At 68.0% G+C, this 26065-nt stretch carries 17 protein-coding genes; 6 read left to right on the top strand and 11 right to left on the bottom strand.

Going from position 1 to position 26065, the window contains the following annotated elements:
* Nucleotides 1-6: 6 nt before the first annotated feature.
* From D5S18_RS26375 to D5S18_RS26360, 4 genes are read right to left on the bottom strand one after another with little or no spacing between them, the layout of a single operon-like run.
* Nucleotides 7-249 (bottom strand): acyl carrier protein, encoded by a 243-nt coding sequence (locus tag D5S18_RS26375; protein ID WP_120043787.1) that lies wholly within the window; start codon nucleotides 247-249, stop codon nucleotides 7-9.
* Nucleotides 246-1724, bottom strand: coding sequence for an amino acid adenylation domain-containing protein (locus D5S18_RS26370; protein WP_120043786.1), 1479 nt, complete (start codon nucleotides 1722-1724; stop codon nucleotides 246-248). The genes D5S18_RS26375 and D5S18_RS26370 overlap by 4 nt, the downstream gene beginning before the upstream one ends.
* Nucleotides 1721-5470, bottom strand: a complete 3750-nt coding sequence (locus tag D5S18_RS26365) for a type I polyketide synthase (protein ID WP_120043785.1) — start codon at nucleotides 5468-5470, stop codon at nucleotides 1721-1723. The genes D5S18_RS26370 and D5S18_RS26365 overlap by 4 nt, the downstream gene beginning before the upstream one ends.
* Nucleotides 5467-9237 carry a non-ribosomal peptide synthetase gene (locus tag D5S18_RS26360; RefSeq protein ID WP_158607976.1) on the bottom strand — a complete coding sequence of 1257 codons (3771 nt, stop codon included), beginning with the start codon at nucleotides 9235-9237 and terminating at the stop codon, nucleotides 5467-5469. Before D5S18_RS26360 ends, D5S18_RS26365 begins: the two co-directional genes overlap by 4 nt.
* Nucleotides 9238-9384: 147 nt before the next feature.
* Here D5S18_RS26360 and D5S18_RS26355 point away from each other — a divergent pair, with 147 nt between their 5' ends.
* The gene (locus tag D5S18_RS26355) at nucleotides 9385-10065 is read left to right on the top strand and encodes a hypothetical protein (protein ID WP_120043783.1); all 681 of its coding nucleotides are present in this window, start codon (nucleotides 9385-9387) and stop codon (nucleotides 10063-10065) included.
* A gap of 113 nt (nucleotides 10066-10178) precedes the next feature.
* Here the strand turns inward: D5S18_RS26355 and D5S18_RS26350 are convergent, their stop codons facing one another.
* The 4 genes from D5S18_RS26350 to D5S18_RS26335 all read right to left on the bottom strand — a co-directional run bounded on the left by D5S18_RS26350 (nucleotide 10179) and on the right by D5S18_RS26335 (nucleotide 14276).
* Complete coding sequence (locus D5S18_RS26350) at nucleotides 10179-10964, bottom strand: HisA/HisF-related TIM barrel protein (RefSeq protein WP_120043782.1); 786 nt, start codon at nucleotides 10962-10964, stop codon at nucleotides 10179-10181.
* A 111-nt stretch (nucleotides 10965-11075) separates the two neighbouring features.
* On the bottom strand, nucleotides 11076-12071 hold the full coding sequence (locus D5S18_RS26345; RefSeq protein ID WP_120043781.1) for a zinc-dependent alcohol dehydrogenase family protein: 996 nt from the start codon (nucleotides 12069-12071) through the stop codon (nucleotides 11076-11078).
* A 34-nt stretch (nucleotides 12072-12105) separates the two neighbouring features.
* Nucleotides 12106-12861, bottom strand: coding sequence for an AfsR/SARP family transcriptional regulator (locus D5S18_RS26340; protein ID WP_158607975.1), 756 nt, complete (start codon nucleotides 12859-12861; stop codon nucleotides 12106-12108).
* Between the two features lie 209 nt (nucleotides 12862-13070).
* On the bottom strand, nucleotides 13071-14276 hold the full coding sequence (locus tag D5S18_RS26335) for a helix-turn-helix domain-containing protein (RefSeq protein WP_158607974.1): 1206 nt from the start codon (nucleotides 14274-14276) through the stop codon (nucleotides 13071-13073).
* A gap of 284 nt (nucleotides 14277-14560) precedes the next feature.
* Between D5S18_RS26335 and pdhA the strand changes: the two genes are divergently transcribed.
* Genes pdhA through D5S18_RS26320 form a run of 3 tightly spaced genes read left to right on the top strand, consistent with a single transcriptional unit; the run spans nucleotide 14561 to nucleotide 18515 of the window.
* Nucleotides 14561-15679: a pyruvate dehydrogenase (acetyl-transferring) E1 component subunit alpha gene (pdhA, locus tag D5S18_RS26330; RefSeq protein WP_120043778.1), complete on the top strand. Its 1119-nt coding sequence runs from the start codon at nucleotides 14561-14563 to the stop codon at nucleotides 15677-15679.
* Nucleotides 15676-16680 (top strand): alpha-ketoacid dehydrogenase subunit beta, encoded by a 1005-nt coding sequence (locus D5S18_RS26325; protein ID WP_120043777.1) that lies wholly within the window; start codon nucleotides 15676-15678, stop codon nucleotides 16678-16680. Before pdhA ends, D5S18_RS26325 begins: the two co-directional genes overlap by 4 nt.
* Complete coding sequence (locus tag D5S18_RS26320) at nucleotides 16677-18515, top strand: 2-oxo acid dehydrogenase subunit E2 (RefSeq protein WP_239004012.1); 1839 nt, start codon at nucleotides 16677-16679, stop codon at nucleotides 18513-18515. Before D5S18_RS26325 ends, D5S18_RS26320 begins: the two co-directional genes overlap by 4 nt.
* 76 nt (nucleotides 18516-18591) lie before the next feature.
* Here the strand turns inward: D5S18_RS26320 and D5S18_RS26315 are convergent, their stop codons facing one another.
* Complete coding sequence (locus tag D5S18_RS26315; protein ID WP_147404188.1) at nucleotides 18592-19227, bottom strand: hypothetical protein; 636 nt, start codon at nucleotides 19225-19227, stop codon at nucleotides 18592-18594.
* A 306-nt stretch (nucleotides 19228-19533) separates the two neighbouring features.
* Between D5S18_RS26315 and D5S18_RS26310 the strand changes: the two genes are divergently transcribed.
* Both D5S18_RS26310 and D5S18_RS26305 read left to right on the top strand, forming a co-directional pair.
* The gene (locus D5S18_RS26310; RefSeq protein ID WP_120043775.1) at nucleotides 19534-19890 is read left to right on the top strand and encodes a WXG100 family type VII secretion target; all 357 of its coding nucleotides are present in this window, start codon (nucleotides 19534-19536) and stop codon (nucleotides 19888-19890) included.
* Nucleotides 19891-19894: 4 nt separating this feature from the next.
* The gene (locus D5S18_RS26305; protein ID WP_120043774.1) at nucleotides 19895-21331 is read left to right on the top strand and encodes an Rv0964c family protein; all 1437 of its coding nucleotides are present in this window, start codon (nucleotides 19895-19897) and stop codon (nucleotides 21329-21331) included.
* Between the two features lie 26 nt (nucleotides 21332-21357).
* Here D5S18_RS26305 and D5S18_RS26300 read toward each other — a convergent pair whose 3' ends face one another.
* Both D5S18_RS26300 and D5S18_RS26295 read right to left on the bottom strand, forming a co-directional pair.
* Nucleotides 21358-23778: a phosphoketolase family protein gene (locus D5S18_RS26300; RefSeq protein ID WP_120044073.1), complete on the bottom strand. Its 2421-nt coding sequence runs from the start codon at nucleotides 23776-23778 to the stop codon at nucleotides 21358-21360.
* A gap of 107 nt (nucleotides 23779-23885) precedes the next feature.
* The gene (locus tag D5S18_RS26295) at nucleotides 23886-25901 is read right to left on the bottom strand and encodes a hypothetical protein (RefSeq protein WP_120043773.1); all 2016 of its coding nucleotides are present in this window, start codon (nucleotides 25899-25901) and stop codon (nucleotides 23886-23888) included.
* Nucleotides 25902-26065: the final 164 nt, after the last annotated feature.

Here is a 26065-nt window from a genome sequence, read left to right as displayed (position 1 = left end):
GACTCCTCAGGAGACGGTCGTCCGGCGCGCCAGTTCGCGCACGAACGCTCGAACGGTGGGGTGGTCGTAGAGCACGGTGGCGGGCAGTCGCACTCCGGTGCGCACTTCGGTGCGGTGCATGATCTTCGCCGCCGTCAGCGAGTGTCCGCCTAGATCGAAGAAGTTCTCGTCGGGCGCGGGCGTGGTGCCGAGCGTCTCGGCCCAGATGGTGGTCATGGCGGCCATTTCGGCGTCCTCGTTCTCATTCACGCGATACTCCTGTCGGGTCGATGGTGCGGCTGCTCGCCCTCGAGGACCTCGAGCACGGCGCGGCGGTCGATCTTGCCGTTGGGTGTGAGGGGGATGGCGGGCACGCGGACCAGGCGGGTCGGGATCAGCGCGGTCGGAAGTTCACCCGCCAGATCTCGGCGCAACCGGCCCGGCGCGGGCACGGTGTCGTCGGCGACGATCAGCGCGGCGAGGATCCGATCCGCGCCGGGCGGGCCGATCGGCGCGACGGCGGCGTCGTGGATGCCGGGATGGCGGATGAGCGCCGCCTCGACCTCCCCGACCTCCATGCGTACCCCGCGGATATTCAACTGCTCGACGCTGCGGCGACCATGGAAATACAGCAGGCCGTCCGCATCGCGTGCGGCCAGGTCACCGGTGCGGTACCAGCGGCTGCCGTGCTCGGGTTCGTGCACGAAAACCTGTGCGGTTTCCTCGGGTTGGGCCAGGTAGCCCTCGGCCAGCACCCGACCGCCGACGTAGAGTTCGCCGATTGTGCCAGGCGGCACCTCCCGGCCTGCCTCGTCCAGCAACCGGACGAACGCGCCGTCGATCGGGTGCCCGATGGCCGGGAGCCCGTTGTCGGGGAGTGCGTCGATGGTGTGCGCGGTGGTGATGACGGTGGCCTCGGCGGTCCCGTAGTGGTTGACGACCGACCATCCGCTGGGGATCCGATTCAAACGCAGCACATCGCCGCCGGTGAGCAGGGTGTGCCAGGTGATGGCGTCGTCGGCGTCGAGGTCCACGATGAGTTCGGCGATGGGCGAGGGGCTGAACAGCAGGTCGATGCGGTGTTCGCGCCCGAAGTCGATGATGCCGCCCGGCGAGAGCCGGATCTCCGCGGGCGCGACGACCACCGTCGCACCCGCGGACAGGCACGGCCAGATCTCCCAGACCGCCGCGTCGAATCCGGGGTTGGCGGTCTGCAATTGGCGCGTCCCCGTGGCGACCCGATAGGTGCGGTTGTGCCAGTCGATGAGGTTGGTCAGGCTGGCGTGCCCGACCACGACGCCCTTCGGCACCCCGGTGGATCCGGAGGTGCGAATGACGAAGGCTTGCGCGATGGGCGGGCTCGGCCGGGGGGCGGGCTCGCTCGCGCGCAGGTCGTCCATGCCCACGATGTGCTCCCCGGACAGCTCGGGATCATCGGTGATGACGGTGCCGATCAATGGGGGATACAGGAATCGATGGACGCGTCGCGCCGGATCCAACGGGTCCAGCGGGACGTAGGGCCGTCCGGCCAGCATCGCCCCGAGTGCCGCCACAATGTGATCGCGCATTCTGTTCACACGCACCGTGACCGGGCTGCCCGGCGGACCGTGCCGGGTCAGCAGCGTCGCGCCGCGCAGCGCCGCCCGCGCCAGCTCACCGTAGGTGAGCGCACCGTCCTCATCCTCGATGGCAAGGCAATTCGGTTGTGTGGCAGCTCGATTGAGCACATTCTGGGCGACTGTCATGGTGCTGCTCCCTGCTCGAGGACGGTGTCGATGGTGCGGGCGATGAACCGCGCACCCGTGTCGGTGAGGAGGGCGTAGTGGTCGCCGGGTTGCGGGAGCACCTGCACCCCACCGGGATAGAGTCCGGCCAAATGGGTTGCCAGCCGGTCGCATTGGGCCGCGGTGCGTCCCGCGCGCAGAATGGTGGTCGGGACGGGGACGGGCCGGGGGTGATAGCGCAGCAGGGCGGTGAGATCGGCGGTGGCCGCCGCCGCCTCCTGCGGGCTCGACAGGCCGGTTCGATTGCGGGCGTCGAGCTTTCGGCCGCGCCGAGCCGCACGCAGTTCGCGCAGGCCGGGGAGGGCGACGGCCAGATGCTCGGGGGAGAGCAGCCCCGGCAGGCCGAAGCGCGCCGGATGTCCGTCGATCATGATCAGTCGTTCGGGGTGGATGCCGAGGAGATTCGCCTGCCGGGTCAGCTCGTGGGCGACGGTGGCGCCGAGGGACCAACCGGCGAGGACGAATTCCGCTGTCGTGTCGAGCTGGGCCAGGTAGTAGGTGGCCAGGTCGGCGAGGCCGCGCACCGGACTGGTGGACCGGTCGGGCGGTCTGAGCCCGAAGCAGGCGCGGTCCGGGAGCGCCGCCGCGATGCGCGCGTAGGCGAGTGGTCCTCCGGTCAGCGCGGGAACGAAGAAGATCGGGGTGCGGCTGCCCGTGGTCAGGACGACCGGTCGGGTGATCGGTTCGTGGTGCGAGGTCACGGGAACGGCTGTGGCACGAGCCAACTCGACGAGGTTGCCGAGAGTGGGGTGCGCGGTGAAATCCTCTACCGGGATGGTGATCTCGAGTTCGGTGGCAAGGCGATCGAGCAGATGCAGCACACCGAGCGAATCGCCGCCGAGGCGGTAGTAGTCGTCGTCGGGTTCGAAGGTGTCGACACCGAGGGATTCGTGCCAGGCGTTCAGGACCGTGCGCGCAACCGTATCGGTGTGGTCGAATTGTGTTGCGATGCTCAGTCGTTCGTGTGTGGGCGACTCGCTGTTGTCGGCTGTTGGCAGGCCGAGGGCCGCTGCGGTTGCGATCGTTTCGAGTGCGGAACCCTGTGTTTCGGGTCCGGTTCCGGTCGAACTTGTGGTTCCGGGTTGCTGCAGGCTCCCATGTTCGCCGCGCGGACCGGCCGCGGCACTACTGCCGCCACCGGTTCCAGGCCAGGTGAAGGTTGGGCTCGCGGGGCTGGTGCGTTCTGCGGCAACCGGTTCGACGGCCGCGGCCTGCGCTGTCCGCGTGAATGGCGGACCGGGCAGATGACGCAGCCGGTACGGTCCGGGTCCGGCCAGCACCGTCGGTTCGACGTGCGCGCCGACCTGCCAAAGATCGGCGATGGATCGGGCGAGGTCGTGCTCGTTCCCGGATCCGGGTAGTGCGATGACGCGATTGTCGGCCTGCCAGTCCGGGTGGCGGCGCAGTGCGCCGGAAAGCGCGGCGCCGGGGCCGAGTTCGAGGAACAGCCGGTCCCCGCGAGACAGCAGTTGTCCGACATTGTCGGCCAGCCGGACGGTGCCGAGCATCTGTTCGACCCAGTAGCCGGGCTGCCGCGCACGCTCGTCGGACAGTGGGCCGCCGTCGCGGTTGGACAGGACGGGGAAATGCAGTCGGCCGGTCGGCGCGGCCCGGATGACCCGCTCGAGTTCCGCCGCGGCCGCACGCATGGCCGGTGCGTGGAAGGCCAGTGCGGTGGCCAGCGGCTTGCTGCGAATGCCGTGGTGTTCCAAGAGTTTCCGATACTGCTCGATCTCGTGCTCGGGTCCCGAGACGACGGCCAGGTCGACGCCGTCGATGGCCAGGGACACCTCCGGCGGGAACGGCCCGAGTTCGGCGGCGGCCCTGCGCACCGCGAGCATCGCGCCCGGCGGGCAGGCGGCCATGGCCATGGCGCGGCGGGCGACGATCTCGAGTGCGTCCTCGAGCGTCCACAGCCCGGCCGCGGTCGCGGCGGTGTATTCGCCGAGACTGGAGCCGAGCGCGGCGACGGGCCGCGCACCCCAGTTCCGCAGCTGGACTGCCAGTCCGTACCCGAGGGCCAACAGGCCGACCTGCTCGGTGACCGTATTCGGCGCGTCGGGTCCGCCGTCGGCGAGGTCGATTCCGAACTGTTCGCGCACCAGGGCGGATGCGGCGTCGTACACCTCCGCCACCGCGGGCAGCCGCTCGCACGCGAGCCGCACCGCCTCCGGTCGCCACGATCCCTGACCCGGAAACAGCAGCACGGCCTTGGGTCTGTCGGTGGCGCGTACTGGTTCGACCGCTCCGGACAGCGCGTGTTCGGCCTCGTCGGGGGTGCGTGCCACCACCGCGGTGCGCCACGGATGGTCGCGTCGGCCCGCGGCCAGCGTCCACGCCGTGTCGGCGAGGTCTTCTGGTGAAAAACCGGTCGTAGCAGTGGAATTCGGCGTCGCGGCGGTGTTCGGTGCGTCGGCGATCTCGCGGCGGTAGCGCGGGAGGGTGTCGGCGGCGGGGGTGGACAGGGTGAGGATCCGGGTGGCCGAGGCGGTCGGGGCGCTCGGTGCGGGCCGGTCGACCGGGCCGGAGACGATGGCGTGCACATTGGTGCCGCCCATGCCGATCGAGGTGACCCCGGCCAGGCGCGGTGTCGTCCAGGGTTGGGCGGTGGTGGGAATGAAGAACGGGGTGCGGTCCAGGTGCAGCAGTCGGTTCGGGGCGGTGAAATTGGCGGTGGGGACCAATTGTCCGTGGCGCAGCATCAGAATCGTCTTGATGAGGGAGGCGATCCCGCTGGCGCAGCCGGTGTGGCCGAGGTGGCCCTTCACCGAGCCGAGGGCGCAGTGTTCGCCCGCGGGCAGGTCGTGGAAGACCGCGGCGAGGGCTTCGACCTCGATCGGGTCGCCCAATTGTGTTCCGGTGCCGTGGGCTTCGATGTAGCCGATCTCCTCCGGGGTGACCCCGGCGAGCCGCTGTGCCGCGCGGACGGACTCGGCCTGGCCGCGCGGGGAGGGCGCGGTGAACCCGACCCGGTGCGAACCGTCGTTGGTGCAGGCCGACCCGCGGATGACGGCGTCGATCTCGTATCCGGCGGCCAGCGCGTCGTTCAGCGGGCACAGCACGACCGCGCCGGCCCCTTCGCCGGGCACGGTGCCCGCGGCGGCGTGGTCGAAGGGCCTGCAATAGCCGTCGGGAGCGAGGATGCCGCCCGCCAGGTAGGGGTATCCGGTCGAGTCCTCGGCGATGCGGACCCCGCCTGCCACCGCGATATCGCATTCACCCGACCGTAGGCTCTGACATGCCACATGGACGGCCGACAGCGAGGTCGAACAGCCGGACTGGACCGTCATCGCAGGCCCGGTCAGTCCCAGCTTGTAGGCCACGCGGCTGGTGAGAAAGTCCTTGTCCCAATAGGTTTCGTCGGCCTCGCTGGGGTGCGGCGGATCGGATCCGGCGAAGACGCCGATGCGGTGGCCGGGGCGGGTCGGATCGATCGCGGCATTGTCGATGGCCTGGGCCGCGACCTCGAGGAAGACGCGCTGCTGGGCATCGATCCTGGCCGCGTCGGCGCGCGAGTACCCGAAGAAGGCGCCGTCGAAGGCGTGTCCGTCGTCGAGCGTGCCGTAGGCGGCGACGCGCGTCGGACGGTCGCCGGGACCTCGGGTGATGGCGTCGGATCCCGAACACAGCAGTCGCCACAACTGCGCGGCGTCGGCGGCGCCGGGAAAGCGGCAGGCCAGGCCGATCACGGCAACGGGCGCGGTCACGACGGTCCCTCCGCTTCGAGGTGATCGGCGAGTTCGCGGATGGTCGGGCAGGCGAACAGCACGCCGATCGGCACCTCCCGGCCGAGCAATCGCTCGAGTTCGGCGTGGACCGCGATGAGTTTGGCCGAATCGCCGCCGACGTCGAAGAAGTTGTCGTCGAGTCCGAGGTCCGTCGCGTCGAGCACGTCGAGCCAGCTGCGGCGGATCTCGTCCGCGAGGTCGGCCGACCGGACGGGATCGCGGGACCCCGTGCGGGATTCGGGTGCGGCCGATTCGAACCGGGACTGCACCACGGGTGCCGAATGCGCGGTCGCGGCGGCGAATTCGAGCATGGCGGGGACGGATCTCGGTGCGCCGTTCGCGGGCGCCGCCGGTCCGGCGGTCAGTATCGTTGCCACGGTCGGAACCTGTTGCGCCGCCACCATTTCGGTGGTGCGGGGTGCCTCTCCCGCGCCTACCACGGTGAGCAGCGCATCCCGCAGGCAGGCCGCGAGCGCCTCGGCCCCGGCCCGGCTCACCCGCTCACCCTGGTAGCAGAGGTCGAGGTCGAAGGGCGCACCCACGTCGTGGGCGGTGACGACGATCGGGTGCCCCTGACGTCGGAGGGCGGCAGGCACCCGCAGCCGGGTCAGGCGGTGCGCGCCGAGCGGAATGTCCGCGGCGGCGGAGCCGTATCCGCTGAGCAGGACCTCGCAGTACGGTGCGGCGCCCCGTTCGCTTCTGATCCCGGCGACCAACCGGTGGTAGGGCACCGGCGGGCCGTCGAGTGCGTCCGCGATCCGAGCGCGTACCGATCGCACCACATCGCCGACCGTGCCGAGGTGGGAGCGCACGACTGTGAGATCGAACTGCGGGCCGATGGCCGCGCCCGCTCCCTCGGCGTGCGTCGACACCACGGAACCGAAAGTGATATCCGGTGTTTCGAGCCAGCGGTGCAGCGCCAGCGCGAGCGCCGCCGCGATCAGTGTATGCGCCGGTGCGCCATAGGTGCGACAGGCCGAGCGCAGCACCTGTCGCGCCACCGGGACTTCGACCGCGATGCGGCCATCCGGCGCGACCGCGTGCACCGGCGGCAGGATCGAAATCGGCACCCCGGCAAGCGATTCGGTGGCGGCAGCCAGCGCGCCCGCCTCGGGTTCGGGTTCCGGCGGGAGATCGGCGTACTGCGCGCCCGGCCACTGCGTCGCGGGCGCGCCCGCGCGGGCGGCCCGGTAGCAGCGGTCGAGATCGTCCATCAGCGGTCCGAGCGAACCCTCATCGGTGATCAGATGGTGCTGATGCAGAACGAGGACATCCTCGGCCCCTCGCGCTCGGACCACGACGGCCTCGAGCAACCGCCCGCTCGCCGGAACCATCGGCGTGCTGAGCGTGGCCCCGAATTCCGGTGGTTCACTCACCTCGATGACCCGCACTGCGGGTTCCCACGCCGATCCGGCGACCGCCCGCACGCGCCCGCGGTCGACGACGAATCCGGTGCGCAGCAACCGATGCCGCTCGGTCAATGCCGTGAGCGCGGCCCGCAGCGCCGCGAGTTCGATCGGTCCGCCACCGACGCGCCAGGCGAGGGTCTCCACATACCCATTCGGTACACCGGCCAGTCGATCGGCGATGAATATCCGCTCCTGCACCGCGGACAGCGGCTCGACCGGAATCCGCGCGACGGCCGCGGGGATCTGCTCGGCATCGGACTCACGCCGATCCCGTTGCACCGCAGGGCGATGCGATACCGCATCGGGACCGCCGGACTCGTCGATGGCGATCAGCCCGCGCCGGTCCAGTTTTCCGGTATCGGTCAGCGGCAGCGCCGCGACGAAGTGGAAGACGTGCGGCACCATGTATTGCGGCAGCCGGGTGCGCAAATGTTCGGACAGTTGCTGTTTCGTGGGCGGCCCGGTCGAATCCGCTTCGGCGCGCGCGACGACGAAGGCCGCGATCAACCCGCCCGACCGGCCCGACATCACCACCGCCGCATTGGCGACGAGCCGATGTTCGCGCAGCGCGGATTCGATATCGCCGGGTTCGATGCGGTGGCCGTGCCACTGGAACTGGTCATCGGCGCGCGCGAGGTATTCCAGGCGGCCGTCGAGGCGGCGGCGGGCCAGATCTCCGGTGCGCAGCAGGCGGTCCTCGCCGAGAACGCCGGTGGGGAAGCGCTGCTCGGTCAGTTCGGGCAGATTGTGGTATCCGGCGGCGATACCGGTACCGCCCAACCAGATTTCGCCCACGGCCCCGTCGGGCACCAGGCGGCGGCCGGTGTCCGGGTCGACCAGGTACAGCGCGGTGCCGGGCAGTGGCAGACCGATCGGGCTGCGGACCTCGCAGAGATCCTCGTCGGAGAGTTCGTGGAAGGTCGCGTGAATCGTCGCCTCGGTGATGCCGTACATGTTGATCAGGCGCACGTCGGGATGATGCAGTCGCCACGACAGCAGTGGGGGCGGCTCGAGCTTCTCCCCGCCGAAGATGACATACCGCAGCCGCGGCAGCGGCAGCGGATCGCGCTCGTCGACGGCGATGATCCGGGCGAAGGCCGACGGGGTGTGGCAGAACACGGTGACGCCCTCGCGCTGCAAAGTGACCCGCAGTCTGCTCGGATCCATGACATTCTCCGCGTCGAGGACGACCAACCGTCCGCCCGTGGCCAGGCAGCCGAGGATCTCCCAGACGGAGAAGTCGAACGAGTACGAGTGGAACAGCGTCCAGACATCGTCGGGCCGAAGGTCCAGCGGCAGTTCGGGATTGGCGAGCAGGTGGGTGAGATTGCGGTGGGATATCCCGATGCCCTTGGGTTTTCCCGTGGTGCCCGAGGTGTAGAGCTGGTAGGCGAGGTCCGGATCGGACGGGGCGTGCGGTGCGCCGGTTTCGGTGACGGGTTCCTCGGCGTCCGGATCGAGCAGGTAGCCCGCGCCGCTGTCGGCGAGCAGGTGGTCCCGGCGCGCCTGCGGCATCCGGCGGTCGACCGGTACGTGGCAGCCGCCCGCGAGCATGGTGGCGAGGAAACAGCGCACACCCGCCGGGCCGGGGCCGAGCAGCGCGGCCACCTTGTCTCCCGGCCGCACGCCGCGATCGGTGAGCTTGTTCGCCAGCTCGCTCACCTCGGCCCACAGCGCGCGATAGCTGATGGTGTCGCCCCGATAGGTCAGTGCGGGCGCCTCGGGTCGGTGATGCGCGTGCCGGGCGATCAGTTCGGGCACGGTGATCATGGGCAGCACCGGATTGGCTTGCTGCCAGCGGGATTTCATGGCCGTCAACTGGGTGCCGTCGAACGGGTCGAGGTCGGCGAGGGTTCCGGTGTGGGACCGGACCCGGCCCAGCAGCGTGGCCAGGTTGCCTGCCAGATCGCACAGCCTGCCCTGGTGCGGATGCCTGCCCTCGACGGTCAGCGAGACCCGATCCGGCCTGCCCGACCGGGACATGGCAACGCTCAAGCCGAGCGGGACGACCGCCGCGTCGCGATCCAGGCAGCGCACCCGAATCGCGCCCGTCGACGGTATCTCCGGGGCGAGGAGGCGGTGGAGGTCCGCGACGGCGGTCGCGCCGTCGAGCGGCAGCGGCAGTGTGCGAGAGGCGTTGACGCCGCCCGCGCTGTCGTCGATGCGCAGCACCGAGTGGTCGGTGCACAGGCACCAGGACAGCAGCGCGACAAAGGCGACAAGGCAGTCCGCGGTCCGGTACTCGGTCGGATCGGGGATCAGCACCACCCGCTCCAGTACGGTGGTCGGTCCGATCGCTCGTGCTCCGGAAAGATCGGCGAAGAACTCGTCAGTCATGGTGGGCATCCAGGGGGAGGAGGATCCGGCCGAAGCCGAGGGAAGGGGGTCAGTGTCGCGTCAGTGCGGCCTCAGTGCTCGGTCACGCCCCGGTGGCAGTGTTGTCTGCGATATTCGCGACCATTTCCCGTACGGCAGGAGGCGAGTATGTTCACCGATTTCACGGATATGCCGCGAGCGGGTGCGGCGATCGAGACGCTGCAGAAGATGTCGGTCGACCGTCCGATACCCAATATTTTCCTGGAACGATTGCGTGCAGGCACGTTGCCGCAAACCGCGATACCCGGTCTGGTCGGTGTCACCCATAAATGTCATCCGGCGGAGATCACCGGATTCGCCGCCGTGTTGGCCAGATTTCCGAGGCAGCACAATACCGAATTCCTGGCCAATATGATCCACCTCATCAATCGGGCGGGCCCGAAATTGTCGAAGGTCTGCGCGGCGATGCGTCTCGACGCGCCCACGCTCCAGTATTGGCCGGAGGATCCGCGGGCCTGGCAGGTGGCCGCATTCTGGGGACGGATGGGCTGGCTGGGCAACGCTTCGGAAACCGGCATCGCACTGTACTGGGATATGGTCAAATACTTTCCCGACAGCGACGAAATGCTGGCGCTGCTGCCCGAATCCGGTCTCGCGGTGCCCGCGGAATTCGTCGGTTATTACGCGGGCGGGCAATCCGATGAACTCGAGCGGCAGGCGCTGCTGGCCGCCGAAGAGGGTTTCGACGCGGGCGAGGATCCGCAGCGCGCCATTGTCGCGGGGCGACAGATGGACGAGGCGATCGGCGGCTACTGGGCCGCCGCGGCGGAGGCCGCTGAATCTGGCTGAGCGGCGGAGGCCGCTGAATCTGGCTGAGCGGCGGAGGCCGCTGAATTCAATTGAGCGGCGGCGGCTCTCGACTGAGCGGCGGGGGCCGCTCAGTCGAATCCAGCGGGCGGTCATCACGCCGCCGGCACGCCACCGGTGCGCAGGTAGTCGTAGGCGTCGGTGAGCGAGATCCGCGCGCCGTGCACGACCTTGTTGACGATCGCGTACCGGGCGCCGCCGACGGTCAGCGCGCCGTAGATGTGCTCGAGCGAGCCGCAGCCGCCGGAGGCGATGACCGGAATCGGCACCGCGTCGGCGAAGGCGCGCACCTGGTCGACGTCGAATCCGGCGCCGGTGCCCTCGCGGTCGAGATTGTTCGGCAGCAGCGAGCCGACGCCGAGATCGACGAGCATCTGCGCCCAGACGATGGCATCCAGGTCGGTCGGCCTGGTGCCGCCGTCGACGAAGACGTGCCAGTGTCCCTCGGCGGTGTGGCGGATATTCATGATGCCGACGAGCCGGGCGGAACCGTAGCGGTCGGCGAGCCTGCACACCATCGACGGGTGTTCGAGCGAGGTGGTGCTGAAGCCGAGAACCTGCACGCCGGCCTCGAACAGCATGTCCGCGGCGGCGGCCGAGGGCAGGCGGCCACCGGCCACCGTCGCCCACAATCCGCCACCGACGGCCATTTTCTTGAGCACCGGAAGGAATGTTCGATAGTTCTCCCAGGAATCCTGCACATCGACGAAGACCTTGTCGGCGCCCTGCGCGCGATAGTGCGCGGCAATGGCGATCGGATCCGACGGGTCCGCCAGTCCGGGAATCGCGGAAGGTACGGTCGCCTCCGTGCCGCAGATATCGACGCACGGCAGAATGGGCGATTCGAGTGGGGTCGCATTCGATGCGTTGTATTGGTCCACGGATTCTCTTCCTAGGGGAGTTTGTGGGGGCCACTACTTTCTAGCCCATGCCACTGATGGGGAATTGATGTGCTGCTGATCCGGCGCTGATATGAATTTCCATCGAATTGATCATCCGACCAGTAAAACTTTCCCGGTGCGATCCGTCGACCTGCTGCGTCGAACCGCATCCGCCGCATCGGCGAGATCGAAAGTATCGGCGACGGCCAGCGCCTCCGGATTTCGGAGCAGATCCTCGAATACGGCCGCGTCGAGATTCTTCCGTTCGACGTCGGAGAGTTTTTCCAGATGCTCGGGCAACCAGAAACCTTCGAGGTGCAGATTCCGGAATATCAATTCGCCGGTGGGCACCGGAATCGGTTCGCCGGACAGGATGCCGAAGGCGACCAGTGTGCCGCCCGTGCGCAGGCTGTCGAGCAGCAGGCGGCCCACGGCCCCGCCCACCGAATCGATGGCCGCGTCGACGCCGCCGGAGGTGATCTCCTTGATCCGTGCGGCCCAGCCGTCGGGACCGCCCGCACCGGCGTCGGGGGCTTGGGACAGGTCGATGACGATATCCGCGCCGCCGCCTGCCAAGCGTTCGGCCTGGAACTTCGAGCGCACCAGGTGAATACAGCGCACCTCCCGCGCGGCCGCGAGCAACCCGAACTGCACGGCTACCGCCGAGGCCCCCGCGCTGAGCGCGACCCAGCCGCCGGGCGGCAGATCCAGGTGGTCCAACAGCATTCGCGCCGCGTACGGGTTGACGGTGAGCTGCGCGGCGAGGATATCGTCCACCCCATCCGGGGCCACGATGACCTCATCGGTCGCCGCCGCGACATAGGACTGCCAGGTGCCGCGCGCGGCCACCGAAACCCTGGTTCCGGTCGCGGGCAACCCATTCGGGGGCGGCCGGACCACGACGCCTGCCCCTTCGAATCCGGCGGTCGCCGGGAATTCGGCGGCGCGGCCGTAGCGGCCCTCGATGTACATGACATCGGAGGGGTTGACCGGCCGGGTGTGCACGCGGACCAGTGCCTGCCCACCGGTCGGCACCGGCATCGGAATGTCCTCGGCCACCAGCACATCGTCCGGATCGCCGTATCGGTGGAAGCGTATCGCGCGCATGGCGGCCTCCAAATGGGATGGTGGCGCGGAAGTTTCAGCCGCGCTGCAGGATTCGGTCCATGGTGTGATCGAGCACGGCCGAGGGCGACAGACCGAGCTGCACCGCGAGGCACTGGCGTGCCCGCTGATAGACGCGGATCGCGTCGCCCGGCCTGCCCACGTGCTCGAGCGCGATCATCAGCTGGACGTAGAGGTGTTCCTCGAGCGGATGCTCCACGATCAGGCGTTCGAGGCGGGGTATGGCATCGAGGTAGCGGCCGCAGGCGAGTTCGATCTCGGTCATCTGCGCCAGCGCGTTGATCCGCTCGCGGTCGAGGCGCTCGACCTCCGAATCGCGGATCCGGCCCGGTGGAATATCGTGCAGCGGGGGGCCGCGCCAGCAGTCCAGCGCCTTCCGATAGCAACTCAGCGCCTCGTCGAAATCACGGCTCTTGGTCGTGTTCGCGCGCTGGAGCCAATAGCGGAACCAGAAGGTGTCCAGCGCCTGCGCGGGCACGTCGAGCAGGTAGCCGGGATATTGGGCGCGCAGGTCGATTCCGGTTTCGGCACCGCACGGCAAGGTGCGGCGCAGGCGCGAAATCTGCGCGTGCAGCGCGTTCGGCGTGCACCGCGGCGGGCCATCGGGCCACAGTTCATTGATCAGATCGCCGAGCGGGACCGGGTTGTTGCGGTGGATCAGCAGCGCGGCGAGCAGGCTGCGCTGATGTTTGCCGGTCATCGGGATGACGTGGTCGTTATGGCGCACCTCGAGGGTGCCGAGCAGAGCGAAGGTGATGACAGGTGTGGTCATGGGCGTCCCGGTTTCGTCGCATAGCCGGTGGTGTCGCAGCGTCATTCGCAGGTGCTCATCGGTCAGCTATCCCTCAGAACCGTACGGCCGCACCGCCGGGTGGTACGGGGATCGAGTTGGCTCCCAACGGAATTGGCGATCGTCTTCCAATCCTGGCTCGAGCCGACGCGTCGAATTCCAAATTATTTTGGACCCCGCCGCCGCGGGGATCAGCCGACGAGTCCGGCCAACTCGAGCAGGTAGCCGACCTCGGCCCGGACCAGGTGATTGCCGCGCCGGGCGAGATATTGCAGGCATTCGCGCGCCGCGGGATTGTGCCCGATGTCCTCGGGGGCGATGGAGGCCGCCTTCATCAGCGCGAAGGTGGCACCGGTGTCGTCGTGCCGCTGGACGAAGGCCGTGGCCTGGTAGACGTAGTACGCGACGCGTTGCTGGACGAGCAGGTGGTCGTCGGGATCCACCTCGGCCGCGAGCCGGATGGTCCGGTCCGGATCGTGGCGGTCGAGTGCGATCCGCATCTCGGCGATGTGGAACTCCGTTGGTCCGAAGGGGATTCCCAGTTCGTGGCAGTCGCCGCCCACGGTGTCGGCGGCTTCCTGTGCCGCGGTGCGCAGGCGGTGGCGGGTCTGTTCGTCGTCGGCGGCGCTGAGCGCGGCGAGCAGCAACAGCGCGCCCCGCAGCACGGCGGCCCCCGCCTGCGGTTCCGCCGCGGGCATCAGGTCGGCGGCGGCGAGGGCGCACTCGCGGCTCTCGTCGATCCGCTCCCAGTGCAGCAACTCCGAGGCCAGATGCCAGGTGCTTGCGGCGATCGGCAGCGGCAGGCGGTATTGCGCGGTGAGTTCCAGGGAACGATCGGCCACCAGCGTCGCGGTCGAGTGATCGCCGCATGCGGCGAACAGATATCGGGAAATGTGATACAAACCGGCCAGCAGGTCGGCTGTTTGCGGTGTCCGCAGTCGCCAATGCGCCATTCGCGTCGCATTCATTGCGGCCGGAAGGGTATCGGCCAGTTGCGAGTGGCGCCGCCCCGAATTCATCCAAAGGTGCCAGCAATAGTGCACATCGGCCGTCAGGGATTCGGGATCGCGATTCGCCTCGGCCGGATCGTGGCGCAGGACGGGATGGGCCGTGATGGCGTGCCGCAGCGCGGTCAGCTCATCGGTCGGGTTCGGCAGGAAGGCGGGCGTCTTCGGCATGGACCATTCGACGAGATCGGTGGGGTCATCGATCTGCAGCACCTCGGCGAGCCTGGTCAGCAGGGCGATGCTGTCGAGCCTGCGCTGCCCGGACTCCACCAGTCGCAGCCACTCCTCGCTGCGGCCGACGAGACCCGCGACCACCTTCCGCGACAGGCCGCGGCGACGACGGCGAATCTCGATGCGCTGGCCTGCGGTGGAACTGCCGGAAGTCGCCATATGGCTCAATCTTTCCTCGGAAGTCATTCGGGTCGCGCAGGTTCCGGGTCACCGCTCGTAGGGGTGTGGGGCGTGGCAATTCTATGTCGGCGAGAATTGGGCGCGGCCGGGATGCGGGTGATTTGCTAGGATTACTCTGTCTTTGCCGAGGCAATTCGCGAGGGTCGCCGAGACATCCGGCCGGGGTTGGCGACCGAGGGCATTGGTCTGTCCCGCGAATTCGCTTCTCCACAAAGAGCCTGGCTATCGGCAGCATATCCGGCCGCATCGTCTCTGGAGGTGTCATGCCTCTCGTCGATCACACCGGTGAGTACCGAGAATTCCTCCCTGCGGACAGCGCCGTCCAGTATTTGACCCCTTCGGGGGAAGCGGTCGACAGCAAGGCCAACTATCCGCTCCCCAGCGCCGACCGCCTCGTCGAGATGTATCGAAAAATGGTGCTGGGCAGGGCATTCGACCTGCAGGCCACCGCATTGACCAAAGAGCGGCGATTGGCCGTCTACCCGTCCTCGCGCGGGCAGGAAGCCTGCGAGATCGCGGCGGCGATGTGCCTCGAGGTCACCGATTGGATGTTCCCCACCTATCGGGACACCGTCGCCATCGGCGCGCGCGGCGTCGAACCGGTCGCGCTGCTCGGTCTGCTCGCAGGCGACTGGCACTGCGGCTACAACCCCGCCGTCTATCGGACCGCACCCCAGTGCACACCGCTGGCCACCCAGCTGCCGCACGCCGCCGGACTGGCCTATGCCGAGCGCAGACGCGGCCACCCGACCGTGGCGCTCGCACTGTGCGGTGACGGTGCGACCAGCGAGGGCGATTTCCACGAGGGCCTGAACTTCGCGGCGGTCTTCCACGCGCCGGTGGTGTTCCTGGTGCAGAACAATGGGTTCGCCATCAGCGTGCCGCTGGCGCGGCAGAGCGTCGCGCCGTCGCTGGCGCACAAGGGCGTCGGCTACGGAATCAGATCCGAACAGGTGGACGGCAACGATCCGATGGCCATGCTCGCGGTGCTGGACGCGGCCGTCGAATACGCGCGGGCAGGGCGCGGACCGGTACTGGTGGAGGCGCACACCTATCGCCTCGAGGCGCACACCAACGCCGACGACGCCACCCGCTACCGGGAATCGGCCGAGGTCGAGCGGTGGCTGTCCCGCGATCCGATCGCGCGCCTGGAAACCTACCTGCGCGCGCACGGCCTGCTCGACGACGCCGCTGTAGACCGGGTGCGGGAGGAGGCCGACAAGACCGCCGCGGCGGTGCGTGCCGCGATGCACTCCGAACGACCCGCCGACCCCGACGATATTTTCCGGCACGTCTTCGCCACCGCCACACCGCAATTGCGCGAACAGCAGGCGCAGGTCGCCGCCGAACTGGCCGCCGAATCCGAGGAGGTGTCGCGATGACGATGCTGACCATGGCCCAATCGCTCAATCAGGCGCTGCGCGACGCGCTGGCCGCCGATGAGAACGTGGTGATCTTCGGTGAGGACGTCGGCGCGCTGGGCGGCGTCTTCCGGGTGACCGACGGGTTGACCGAACGCTTCGGCGACGACCGCTGCTTCGACACCCCCGTCGCCGAGGCGGGCATCGTCGGCTTCGCGATCGGGATGGCGATGAGCGGATTCCGGCCGGTGGTGGAGATGCAATTCGACGCATACGCCTACCCGGCCTTCGAACAGATCGTCTCGCACGTCGCGAAGCTCCGCAATCGCAGCAGGGGCGCCATCACCATGCCCATGGTCATTCGCATGCCCTACGCGGGAGGTATCGGCGGCGTAGAGCATCACTGCGACTCCAGCGAGGGCTACTACGCGCACACACCCGGTCTGCAGGTCGTCACGCCCGCGACCGTGGGCGACGCCTACGGTTTGCTGCGCCGTGCGATCGAGGATCCGGACCCGGTGATCTTCCTCGAACCGAAACGGCTCTACTTCGAAAGTGCGGATGTCGAACTCGGACTCGGTGAACCGATCGGCAAAGCCGCGGTGCGCAGGCAAGGTCGGGACGCGACATTGGTGGCGTACGGACCGTCGGTGTCGGTCGCGCTCGACACGGCGCGGGCCGCCGCCGAGGACGGCCGGTTCCTGGAAGTCATCGACCTGCGATCGATCGTCCCGTTCGATGACGAGACGGTCATGGCGTCGGTCCGCAAGACCGGCCGCTGCGTGGTCATCCAGGAAGCACAGGGCTTCGCCGGAGTCGGCGCCGAGATCGCCGCGCGTGTACAGGAACGTTGCTTCCACCAGCTACGGGCGCCCGTGCTGCGCGTCAGCGGACTCGATGTCCCCTATCCCGCACCGAAACTCGAAAAGTTGTACCTCTCCGACGTCGACCGGGTGCTCGACAGTGTCGAGCGACTGCAGTGGGACGACGTCCCGGACCCACGATGGACGGTGTCGGCATGAGCGAACGCAGTGAGCGAATCATGGATACGGGCGAACGCAGTGAGCGAAACGTTGGTACTGGCGAACGCAGTGAGCGAATCATTGGCGCCGGCGAACGCGCTGAGCAGGTATTCACCCTCCCTGACTTCGGCGAGGGTCTTGTCGAGGGAGTCGTGCGTGCGTGGCGGGTCGCGGTCGGGGATACGGTGGTCATCGGCCAGAAAGTGGTCGTGGTGCAGATGCCGCGCGCCACGGTCGAGGTGCAGATTCCGTTCGCGGGGACCGTCATCGAGTTGCACGTGCCCGAGAACTCGGCACTGGCCGTCGGCGCACCGCTGATCACCGTCGGCGTCGAATCCGCAGCCAATGGGCTGATTGGAAGGCCGTTCGACGCGCACGTTCCGGGGGAGAGGTACGAGCAGTATCGAGAAGAGGAGCGGGCGGGGTCGGGTCATGTGCTGATCGGGTACGGGACCAGCGCGGGAACGCGTAGGCGACGGCGCCGGGTGGGGGGGATGGCAGGCACGCGGGGATCCGGCGGTGTTGGATCGGATGATGGTGTGCCGCAGGTTATTTCGCCTGCCGTGCGGAAGTCGGCGCGGGATCGAGGAGTTGATCTGCGTACGGTTTCGGGCAGCGGGGTCGGCGGAGTCATCACCGAAGCCGATGTTGCCGCGGCGAGTGCCGGTGCTGGGATCGGGATCGCCGAGGGAGCAGGCTCGCCTGGCGCCGCAGCGGTGGATTCGAATGGTGGTGCCGCCGGGAGCGCCAGGGGCGTCGGGCTGGATTCGAATGGCGCCGAAGGCGCTGCGCCGGGTTCGGGCCGCGCTGTGGCGGATTCACGTGGCACCGCATCGGATTCGCGTGGTGCCGCATCGGATTCGAATGACGCACTGGCGGGCGCGTCCGCGACTGCGGCGGATCGGGGTGGCGCTGTGGTGGGTTCTGGCGATGCCGCCGTCGATTCGCCCAGCGCCGTATCGGATTCGAAGCGTGGTGCTTCGGATTCGGTTCCTGCTACGGCGGCCTTGAACGGGCATGCAGGCGATTCGGCCGGGGCTGTGGCGAATTCGGCCGGGGCAGTGGCGGGGTCGGGCGGTGCCGATGGCCGAGCGTCCGGCGCCGGTGGGCGATCCAGGGTGGCGGCGGCCTTCGGGTTTGTCGCGCAGCGGATTCCGCTCGCGGGCGTGCGAAAGGTGATCGCCGACAGGCTGTCCACGAGTCGCCGCGAGATTCCGGACGCGACCACCTGGCTGGACGTGGATGCCACCGAACTGCTGCGGGCGCGGCGCGTGATCAACGCGGCGTTGCCCCGCGGCGAGCGGATCGGTCTGCCCGCCCTGCCGGCGCGGCTCGCCATTGCCGCACTGCGGCAGTATCCGGAGCTGAACGCGGTCGTGGACATCGAGCGCGGCGAGATCGTACGGTTCGACCGGGTGAATCTCGGGATTGTCGCGCGAACGCCGCACGGCCGGGTCGTCCCGGTGCTCGAGCGAGCCGATGCGATGACCACCGTCGAACTGTCCACCCAGCTGCGGGATGTGCTCGCGCTTGCCGACTCCGGAACGATCCCGGCCGACCGACTCACCGGCGGCACTTTCACGATCGACAACTACGGGGCGTCCGGCATGGACGGCTCGACCGCGACCGCCGCGAATCCCGATGCGCCCCTGCTGGGGATCGGTCGCATTGTCGATCGCCCGTGGGCGGTCGGCGGAGAAATGACCCTCCGCAAGATCACCCGTCTCTCGCTGACCTTCGACCAGCGCGTATGCGATGCCGATTCGGCGGAGGGGTTCCTGCGGCTGCTGGCCGACTACATCGAGAGCCCGATCGCCGCGCTGGGCCGAATCTGACCGCACGACAAGACCAGCCGACCGACGCCGTCATATCCGCCCGCATCGGGATGTGGCGCAGTGCGACTCGCGGATGCTATGCGTGGCCGGGATGCTGTTCCAACGGAACGGGATCGAGTTCGGCATCGGGAATTCGTGTGCGGGGTCCGGTGTGCTCGTCGCTCAGCCGGCCTGCGGGTAGCAAAGCACCGAGAATACCGAGGCTCGTGATCGGAAGCAGATCCAGCGAGACGATGGACAACAGCACGCTCACCACCAATACCACTGCGCTCCACCATGGCAGGCGGCCCACTCGGACGAGCAGCACCACCAGCAAGACCAGGCCCGCATAGAAAAGTTGCGGCCCCACCGTGTAGACAACCGCGCTGACACCCGGAATCGCCGAGAAATCGCGGTAGAGCGTCGTCATTCGGGTGGCGTCCGGCGCCAGGACGGCGAAGACGATATCGATACCGAACTGGATGATGGCGGCGGCCGATCCCATGAGGGGCACCGACAGCACGCCGGTCCGGACCGGGCCGCGCGGCAGTCCGCGACCGAGGCCGAGCACCACCGGGACGAAAAGCGCCAGCGCGGCCAATCCGGCCAAATGCGCTGCCTGCCAGGCGATGCCGGGTCCGTAGTGCCCACTCGCCTTGCCGACGAGCCGGATCGCGCCGTATCCGCAGAAGCATAGAGATGCCGAAACAACCAGCACGCCAGATGGTTTCACCCGGCCATCCTGGCCGCACGGCGGCATGGTTGTCATCGGGGATAACCCTGGTCCGAGCCCTGATACTCACGCCGATCGACGTCTGCCTCGGCCATGAGCATGACCTCGATCCGCCCGTTTCGCGCGAGCATTGCCGAATCGCCGCGCCGCACAGCCATTCGAGAGTTAATTCCGACAATTCGGCGAATTCCGGCATTCGAGGTCGAGTTCCGACAAATATGGCCGCAGTGTGCACGGCTCGGCTACAATGGCCAACCGGAGGGATAGCTCAGTGGGAGAATGCCTTTCGTTGGAAGGCCACCGGAAATGGTTGGAATCGGGGATAATTCGTTCGGTATTCCATCGGAGAGTGCCGGCGACAAGACAATCGAGGTCAGTCCCGGCGATCTGCATGTCATCGGGCATCGGTTCACCACGGCGGCCTCGGATGCCGACGAGAACTTCGCCAGGCACCATACCGACCTGGAAGACTATTCCAGCACGGTATTCGGCGCGACTCGTGCGGCGTTGATGAACAAGGTCGAAGACTGGCGGGCGCGGACGGAGCATATGGTGCACCGGGTCGAAGGCCATGGGCGCACACTGCATTCGAGCGCGATCGAATACCGGGCCGCGGAAGACAAGGGGCGGGCAGGCATCGAGAAAGCCGGCGGGCGGGGTTGATACGATGGTCTCGTTGGCGCCGGATGGCGGGGGTGCGGCGGCGCTCTCCTTCCGCGATGTACTCGGCTTCGATCCGGAACAATTGCAGCAAATATTCCGTATCTGCAATTCGGCCAATGGTTCGTGCGCCGATCTGCACGAAACGCTGCACGGCTTGAATACCCTGCACACCTGGGACGGTCCGGCGGCGAAGGCCGCCCAGGATTCGGTCGGAAAAACCAGGGTGGATATCGACAGTCACCGTCACGAGGTGTCGCAGGTCGGCACGGCCGCGCTGCACTGCTACGAAGAGGGCGTCGCGCTGAAGAAGGACGCGCTCGACCTTCAGCAGGAAGCCGACGCGTGTTTCCTCACCATAGATCCCGCCGGTATCGTCACCGAGAAATTACATGTGCCGTTCGACAATGCGCGGCAAACGCTGATCGCGAACCTGCAAGCCCGCGTGCACAATATCGTCGCCGCCGCCACCCGATTCGATCAGGACCTCGCCGTCCTGATCGAAGGCGCGGACGGGCAGCTTCCCCTGACGCCACCGGGTGCGCCGGGCGAGAACGAACTCGACCGTCGCGCCAACCAGCTCGCCGCGTTCCGCGCCGCCTACCATCGTGATCCGCTCTCCGAGAACGACTGGCGGATGGCCGATGCGCTGGACCCGCACACCTACGACCCGAAATACCAAGGCGTCAAGGCCAATATCACCACCGTCATGTTCGATCCGATCACCGGTGCGGGGGTGTACCGGCAGAACATGTACATCCCGTCCGCCGATGTGCACAACGTCTTCAACCTCTTCGACAATGTGGGATTCGACGGTTTCTTCCCTGAGAACAAGGGGGACAATCGCGGCCCGTCCTCAACAGTGTCCGCGGAAGAATCCAGGGTCTCGTTCTATGCCGATATGGACAACGGCATCCTTGTCGGCAGACAGAATCCGACGATCGGCGAAGACGGCAGGATCCGCGCCGGTGATCCCACCGTCCGGGCGGTGCAGGGCAACGACGGTTCGCTGGCCATCCACTACGAGGGGACGGACGCACTCGCCCCGCCCGGCGCGGAATTCTTTCCCGTCATGGGTGATATGACCCTGACGCCGACGGGCCGGGGCAATATCGCCGCGGGCGGGAGTGTCACCTCCTATCCCAGTGTCGAGGGCTACCAGTACAAGCCGGACGGGACCACCACGACGCTGATCTCCCGGCAGGCGACGATGTCCCCCTGGGGGCCGCTCGAGAACCTGCCGCGCGGCGAGAACACCCATATCGGTAAGGAAGCGCCGAGCGTGGTCGCCCAGGTTCCGCACTACCCGGACGACCCGAATATGCTCAGCCAGACCGACCGCCAACCTGGCCACGTCCCGAAGGTGACCGGACATATTCCGGGCGAACTGCAGGAACTTCCCAAGCCCACACCCAACCCACCCCCAACTCTGCCGCACGGCTGAGGGAGCAGTTCTCGCGCGGACCCGCATCAACTTTGGCTGGTGCGGGTGCTCGAGGGGGTCTCGGGCCAGTGCCATTCGGCGATCTCGGGGGGATCCTCGCCGTGTTCGCGGATGTAGCCGTGATGTTGGATGAGCTTGTTCTGGAGGTGTTCTCGGGTGTGGGCGGCGGCGGGCAGGAGGTGGGGGACGCGGTCGATGACGTCGATGGCGAGGTGGTAGCGGTCGATGCGGTTGCGGACGCACATGTCGAAAGGTGTTGTGGTGGTGCCCTCTTCGAGGTAGCCGCGGACGTGGAAGTTGTCGTGGCCCGCGCGGTGGTAGGTGAGGCGGTGGATGAGCCAGGGGTAGCCGTGGTAGGCGAACACGACCGGGGTGTCGGCGGTGAACAGCGTGTCGAAGGCGCGGTCGGACAGGCCGTGCGGGTGATCGCGGTCGTCCTGCAGACGCATCAGATCGACGACGTTGATGACGCGAATCCTCAGGTCCGGGAAGAGATTTCCGAGCAGGTCGACGGCAGCGAGGGTTTCCATGGTCGGCACGTCGCCCGCGCAGGCCATGACCACGTCGGGGTGGGCGCCCGCGTCGGTGCAGGCCCATTCCCAGCGGCCGATGCCCTTGGTGCAGTGGACGATCGCGTCTTCCATCGAAAGATACTGGGGCTGAGGTTGTTTGCCCGCGACGATGACGTTGACGTACTGGCGGCTGCGCAGGCAGTGGTCGGCGACCGAGAGCAGGGTGTTGGCGTCCGGCGGCAGGTAGACCCGGATGACCTCGGATTTCTTGTTCACCACATGGTCGATGAAGCCGGGATCCTGGTGGGAGAAGCCATTGTGATCCTGACGCCAGACATGGGAGGTGAGCAGATAGTTCAGCGAGGGGATCGGCCGCCGCCACGGGATGCGGTTGGTGGTGCGCAGCCATTTGGCGTGCTGGTTGAACATCGAGTCGACAATGTGCGCGAACGCCTCGTAGCAGGAGAACAGGCCGTGCCGTCCGGTGAGCAGGTAGCCTTCCAGCCAGCCCTGACAGGTGTGCTCGGACAGGATCTCCATGACGCGGCCGTCGATGGCCAGATGATCGTCGGTGGGCAGGGTGGGCGCGTTCCAGGTGCGGTCGGTGGTTTGCAGGACCGCGTCGAGCCGGTTGGAGTTGTTCTCGTCGGGGGAGAACATGCGGAAGGTCGTCATATTCGCGGCCATGACATCGCGCAGGAAGCCGCCGAGGATGCGGGTGGACTCGGCCATCGCCACCCCCGGCTGGTCGACCGGCGTCGCGTAGTCGCGGAAGTCCGGCAGATCCAGTCCGCGCACGAGCGGTCCGCCGTTGGCGTGCGGGTTGGCGCTCATGCGCCGGTCGCCCGCCGGGTGCAGGTCGCGGATGCGCGCGACGGGCGCGCCTGCGGCATCGAATAGTTCCTCGGGCCGGTAACCGCGCATCCAGTGTTCCAGCACGGTGCGGTGCGCCTCGCTGCGCGCGTCGGCGAACGGGACCTGGTGTGCGCGCCAATAGTTCTCGACCTTCAGTCCGTCGACCTCGGCCGGTCCGGTCCAGCCCTTCGGTGAGGCGAGCACGATCATCGGCCAGCGCGGCCTGGTGGCGTCGCCACCGGACCTGGCGCGGCGCTGGATGTCGGCGATCTCCTGCAGGCAGCGGTCCAGCGTCGCGGCGAAGCCGCGGTGCATCTGCTCGGGTTCGGCGCCCTCGACGAGGTACGGGAGGTAGCCGTAGCCGCGCAGGAGCTGGGCGAGCTCGTCGCGGTCGATCCGCGCGAGCACGGTCGGATTGGCGATCTTGTAGCCGTTGAGGTGCAGGATCGGCAGCACCGCGCCGTCGCGGCGCGGGTCGACGAATTTCGTCGCATGCCAGCCGGTGGCGAGCGGTCCGGTCTCGGCCTCTCCGTCGCCGACCACGGCGGCCACGATCAGGTCCGGATTGTCGAAGGCCGCGCCGTGGGCGTGCGACAGCGAATAGCCCAGTTCGCCGCCTTCGTGAATGGATCCGGGCGTCTCGGGGGCGACATGACTGGGGATGCCGCCGGGAAACGAGAACTGGGTGAACAGCCGCCGCATGCCGATCGCGTCCTGCGATATCTCCGGATACACCTCGCTGTAGGTGCCCTCGAGCCAAGCGGCGGCGACCGGGCCGGGGCCGCCGTGTCCCGGCCCCATTATGTAGATCATGTCGAGGTCGCGTGCGGCGATGACCCGATTCAGGTGCGCGTAAATGAAATTCAGCCCCGGTGTGGTGCCCCAGTGGCCGAGCAGCCGCGGCTTGATGTGTTCGGGTCGCAGTGGTTCGCGCAGCAGCGGGTTGTCCATGAGGAATATCTGCCCGACCGACAGATAGTTCGCCGCCCGCCACCACATGTCGATATCGGCGAGTTCGGCATCGGTCGGTGGTTGTTCGCGCACCGCAGTCGCGAAGCCGTCCTCGCGCGCATCGGTCATCGGTTCCATCCCTCCCGCTGGTCGCATCGCACCTGATCACGGTGACCGGCGCGCGGTCGCGGCACCTAGGGGCGAAGGTCACGGACGCCGACTACGTCCGTCACCGATCACGGCGGGGTGATGGCGAGGTAGGCGGTGCTCCACAGCTGGGCGGCATCGGATTCGGTCACGTCGGCGGTTCCCGCGCCGAACGCCACCGGCCGGTAGGCGCCGTCGCGGTAGGTCCAGCTCCACAGTTCCGAATTCAATATGGACGCTGCAGCATTTATGCTCTGCCACAGGGCTTTTCGGGCGGTTGTGAGTTGGTCACGGAGGGTGTCGGATAGGTCGGTGCGGGCGAGTTGGCGGTTCAGGCCTGCGGCGAAGGCGGCCTGCACCCAGGACCAGATGACGGTGCCGTGGTAGTCGTGTGCGGTGATCCGTTGCCGCACACCGGGGTCGGCGAAGACCGGGTTCGCGACGAGCAGGCCGGCGCCGGTCCGCAGACCCAGGGGAAACGGCGCGGCCATGGCCGCGATCTCGCGGGTGAGCGCCTCGGGGGTGGGTGATCCGAACAGTAGGTCGAAGACCTCGTCCGAATGCAGGAGGGGGATCGGCCTGCCGTCGGCGTCCAGGGCGATGGCGTGGAAAGCGAAGGGATTCGGGCCGAGTGCGGCGAGCGCGTCATCGGGCCGGACCCCGACCTCGGCGGCATAGTCCGTGATGGCTTGGGCGGCATCGGTATTGCTCTCGGTCACCGCGAACAGGCGGGTCGCCTCGGATCGCCAGATCTTCGCGTCGCCGGCCGCCGGGGCCAGCGCCGCCCTGGCGGCATCGTCGAGATCGAGCAGTCCGCTGCCTGCCAAACGCGCGGCGGCCTCGAGCGCGGCGGGCACGAGGACACAGTTCACGTCGTACGGGTACCGCCCGCCCGCCAGGCCGTCGGCGCTGTCGCGCCACTGCCCTGCCGCCTTACCGGTCGGTAGTCCGATCAGATTGGTGTACCGCGGATCTCGTGCGAACGCGGCCGCCGTTGCCACGACTCGGCGCAGGTTGGTGACCAGCGCTGTCGTGCGACGGGGATCGGCTCGGAAGTATTCGCGGGCATGCGCCGCACCGGCAAGATCGTCGAGCAGATAGGCGGCGAGCACGGGGGCCAGTAGATAGGTTTCGTCGATCATCGAGTAGTCGTAGGTCGGTGCGGCGCTTGAGGTTCCGTCCTGGCGGCGATGCTGGAGGACGGCGTGCTCCGAGATCGACTCCTCGTGGGCTACCAGACCTTCCGGGCTCAGCCGGGTCAGGACCGAATCGAATCCGGCGTCCAGTGCGGCGGGCGTGAGCACGGGCATGAGCAACTGCAGCGCGATGAGGGTGTCCCGGCCGAAGTAGGTGTCGAAATGCCATGAGCCCGCGAGGAATTTCTCCCGGTAGCTTAGGTACGTGAGTGTGTTCTCCGCGGCCGGGAGACGGCGCTGCGTGCCGTTGAGCAGCTCGCTTCCGGGCAGGGGCGTCAGTGGTGTGTCACCGGTCGATGCGGAGATCCGCAGGCCGATTCGGCCGTCGGCGCCTGCGGCGAGGGCCGTGCCGTCCGGTCGCACACTGCCCTCGGTCACGGTGACGGTCAGGTGGTAGCCGGGCGCGCCGTCGATGCGGTCTCGTGACCAGTCGAGTTTGTCGGCTGAAATACGCGGTGCGACAAGGACTTCCGGCGGAACCGTGCCGTTGCTGTCGAAGTCGCGCAGTACTCGGATACTTGAAAGGATCGCCTGCTTAAGTACCAGTTCCGGTGCCGCGATCGTGGCTTCGAACGTGGCACCGAACAGCGCTCGTCCTTGCGAATCGTGCTCCCGCAGCGGCTGTGATGCTTTCGTGACGGTCCAGGAAGCCGGATCGGACAGGGGTGCGAACCACACTCCGACACCGCTGTCACCGGCCGGGAAGGCCACCACGAGCCGTGGTTCCCGGCCCGAGCGCAACACAGGGTGCGCCGCGACCGGTCCCGCCCTTACGAATTCGTTGCTGTTCAATCCCTCGGCGACCGTGAACCGAAGCCCCACTGTCTCCGATGCCCGCGCGCATCCGGCCCCGATCACCAGCGTCAGTGCTATCCCTGCGGCCAACACCCCGCTGCGGAGGTTCGTCATGACCCCATCATGGTCGAAGGGCCGGCCTTCCCCGGACATCTCCGAAGTCGTGCCGGTTCAGCGGCGGGTTACCACAGGGACGCTGCGAGGTTGGGGGAGTCGGGCATGATGGTGGGTGGGGGTGCGGCCACGCCCATGATTCGGGAGCCCGCACCCTCGGTGGA

Source organism: Nocardia panacis (assembly GCF_003598715.1).
In the GTDB taxonomy this organism is placed as follows: domain Bacteria; phylum Actinomycetota; class Actinomycetes; order Mycobacteriales; family Mycobacteriaceae; genus Nocardia; species Nocardia panacis.
This window is presented reverse-complemented; position numbering and strand designations above follow the sequence as displayed.

Excerpts from the sequence above, each read along its gene's own strand:
- D5S18_RS26370 (WP_120043786.1), bottom strand. The coding sequence starts at position 1,724 with ATGACAGTCGCCCAGAATGTGCTCAATCGAGCTGCCACACAACCGAAT.
- D5S18_RS26360 (WP_158607976.1), bottom strand. The coding sequence starts at position 9,237 with ATGACTGACGAGTTCTTCGCCGATCTTTCCGGAGCACGAGCGATCGGA.
- D5S18_RS26355 (WP_120043783.1), top strand. The coding sequence starts at position 9,385 with ATGTTCACCGATTTCACGGATATGCCGCGAGCGGGTGCGGCGATCGAG.
- D5S18_RS26345 (WP_120043781.1), bottom strand. The coding sequence starts at position 12,071 with ATGCGCGCGATACGCTTCCACCGATACGGCGATCCGGACGATGTGCTG.
- D5S18_RS26340 (WP_158607975.1), bottom strand. The coding sequence starts at position 12,861 with ATGACCACACCTGTCATCACCTTCGCTCTGCTCGGCACCCTCGAGGTG.
- D5S18_RS26335 (WP_158607974.1), bottom strand. The coding sequence starts at position 14,276 with ATGGCGACTTCCGGCAGTTCCACCGCAGGCCAGCGCATCGAGATTCGC.
- pdhA (WP_120043778.1), top strand. The coding sequence starts at position 14,561 with ATGCCTCTCGTCGATCACACCGGTGAGTACCGAGAATTCCTCCCTGCG.
- D5S18_RS26325 (WP_120043777.1), top strand. The coding sequence starts at position 15,676 with ATGACGATGCTGACCATGGCCCAATCGCTCAATCAGGCGCTGCGCGAC.
- D5S18_RS26320 (WP_239004012.1), top strand. The coding sequence starts at position 16,677 with ATGAGCGAACGCAGTGAGCGAATCATGGATACGGGCGAACGCAGTGAG.
- D5S18_RS26310 (WP_120043775.1), top strand. The coding sequence starts at position 19,534 with ATGGTTGGAATCGGGGATAATTCGTTCGGTATTCCATCGGAGAGTGCC.
- D5S18_RS26305 (WP_120043774.1), top strand. The coding sequence starts at position 19,895 with ATGGTCTCGTTGGCGCCGGATGGCGGGGGTGCGGCGGCGCTCTCCTTC.
- D5S18_RS26300 (WP_120044073.1), bottom strand. The coding sequence starts at position 23,778 with ATGACCGATGCGCGCGAGGACGGCTTCGCGACTGCGGTGCGCGAACAA.
- D5S18_RS26295 (WP_120043773.1), bottom strand. The coding sequence starts at position 25,901 with ATGACGAACCTCCGCAGCGGGGTGTTGGCCGCAGGGATAGCACTGACG.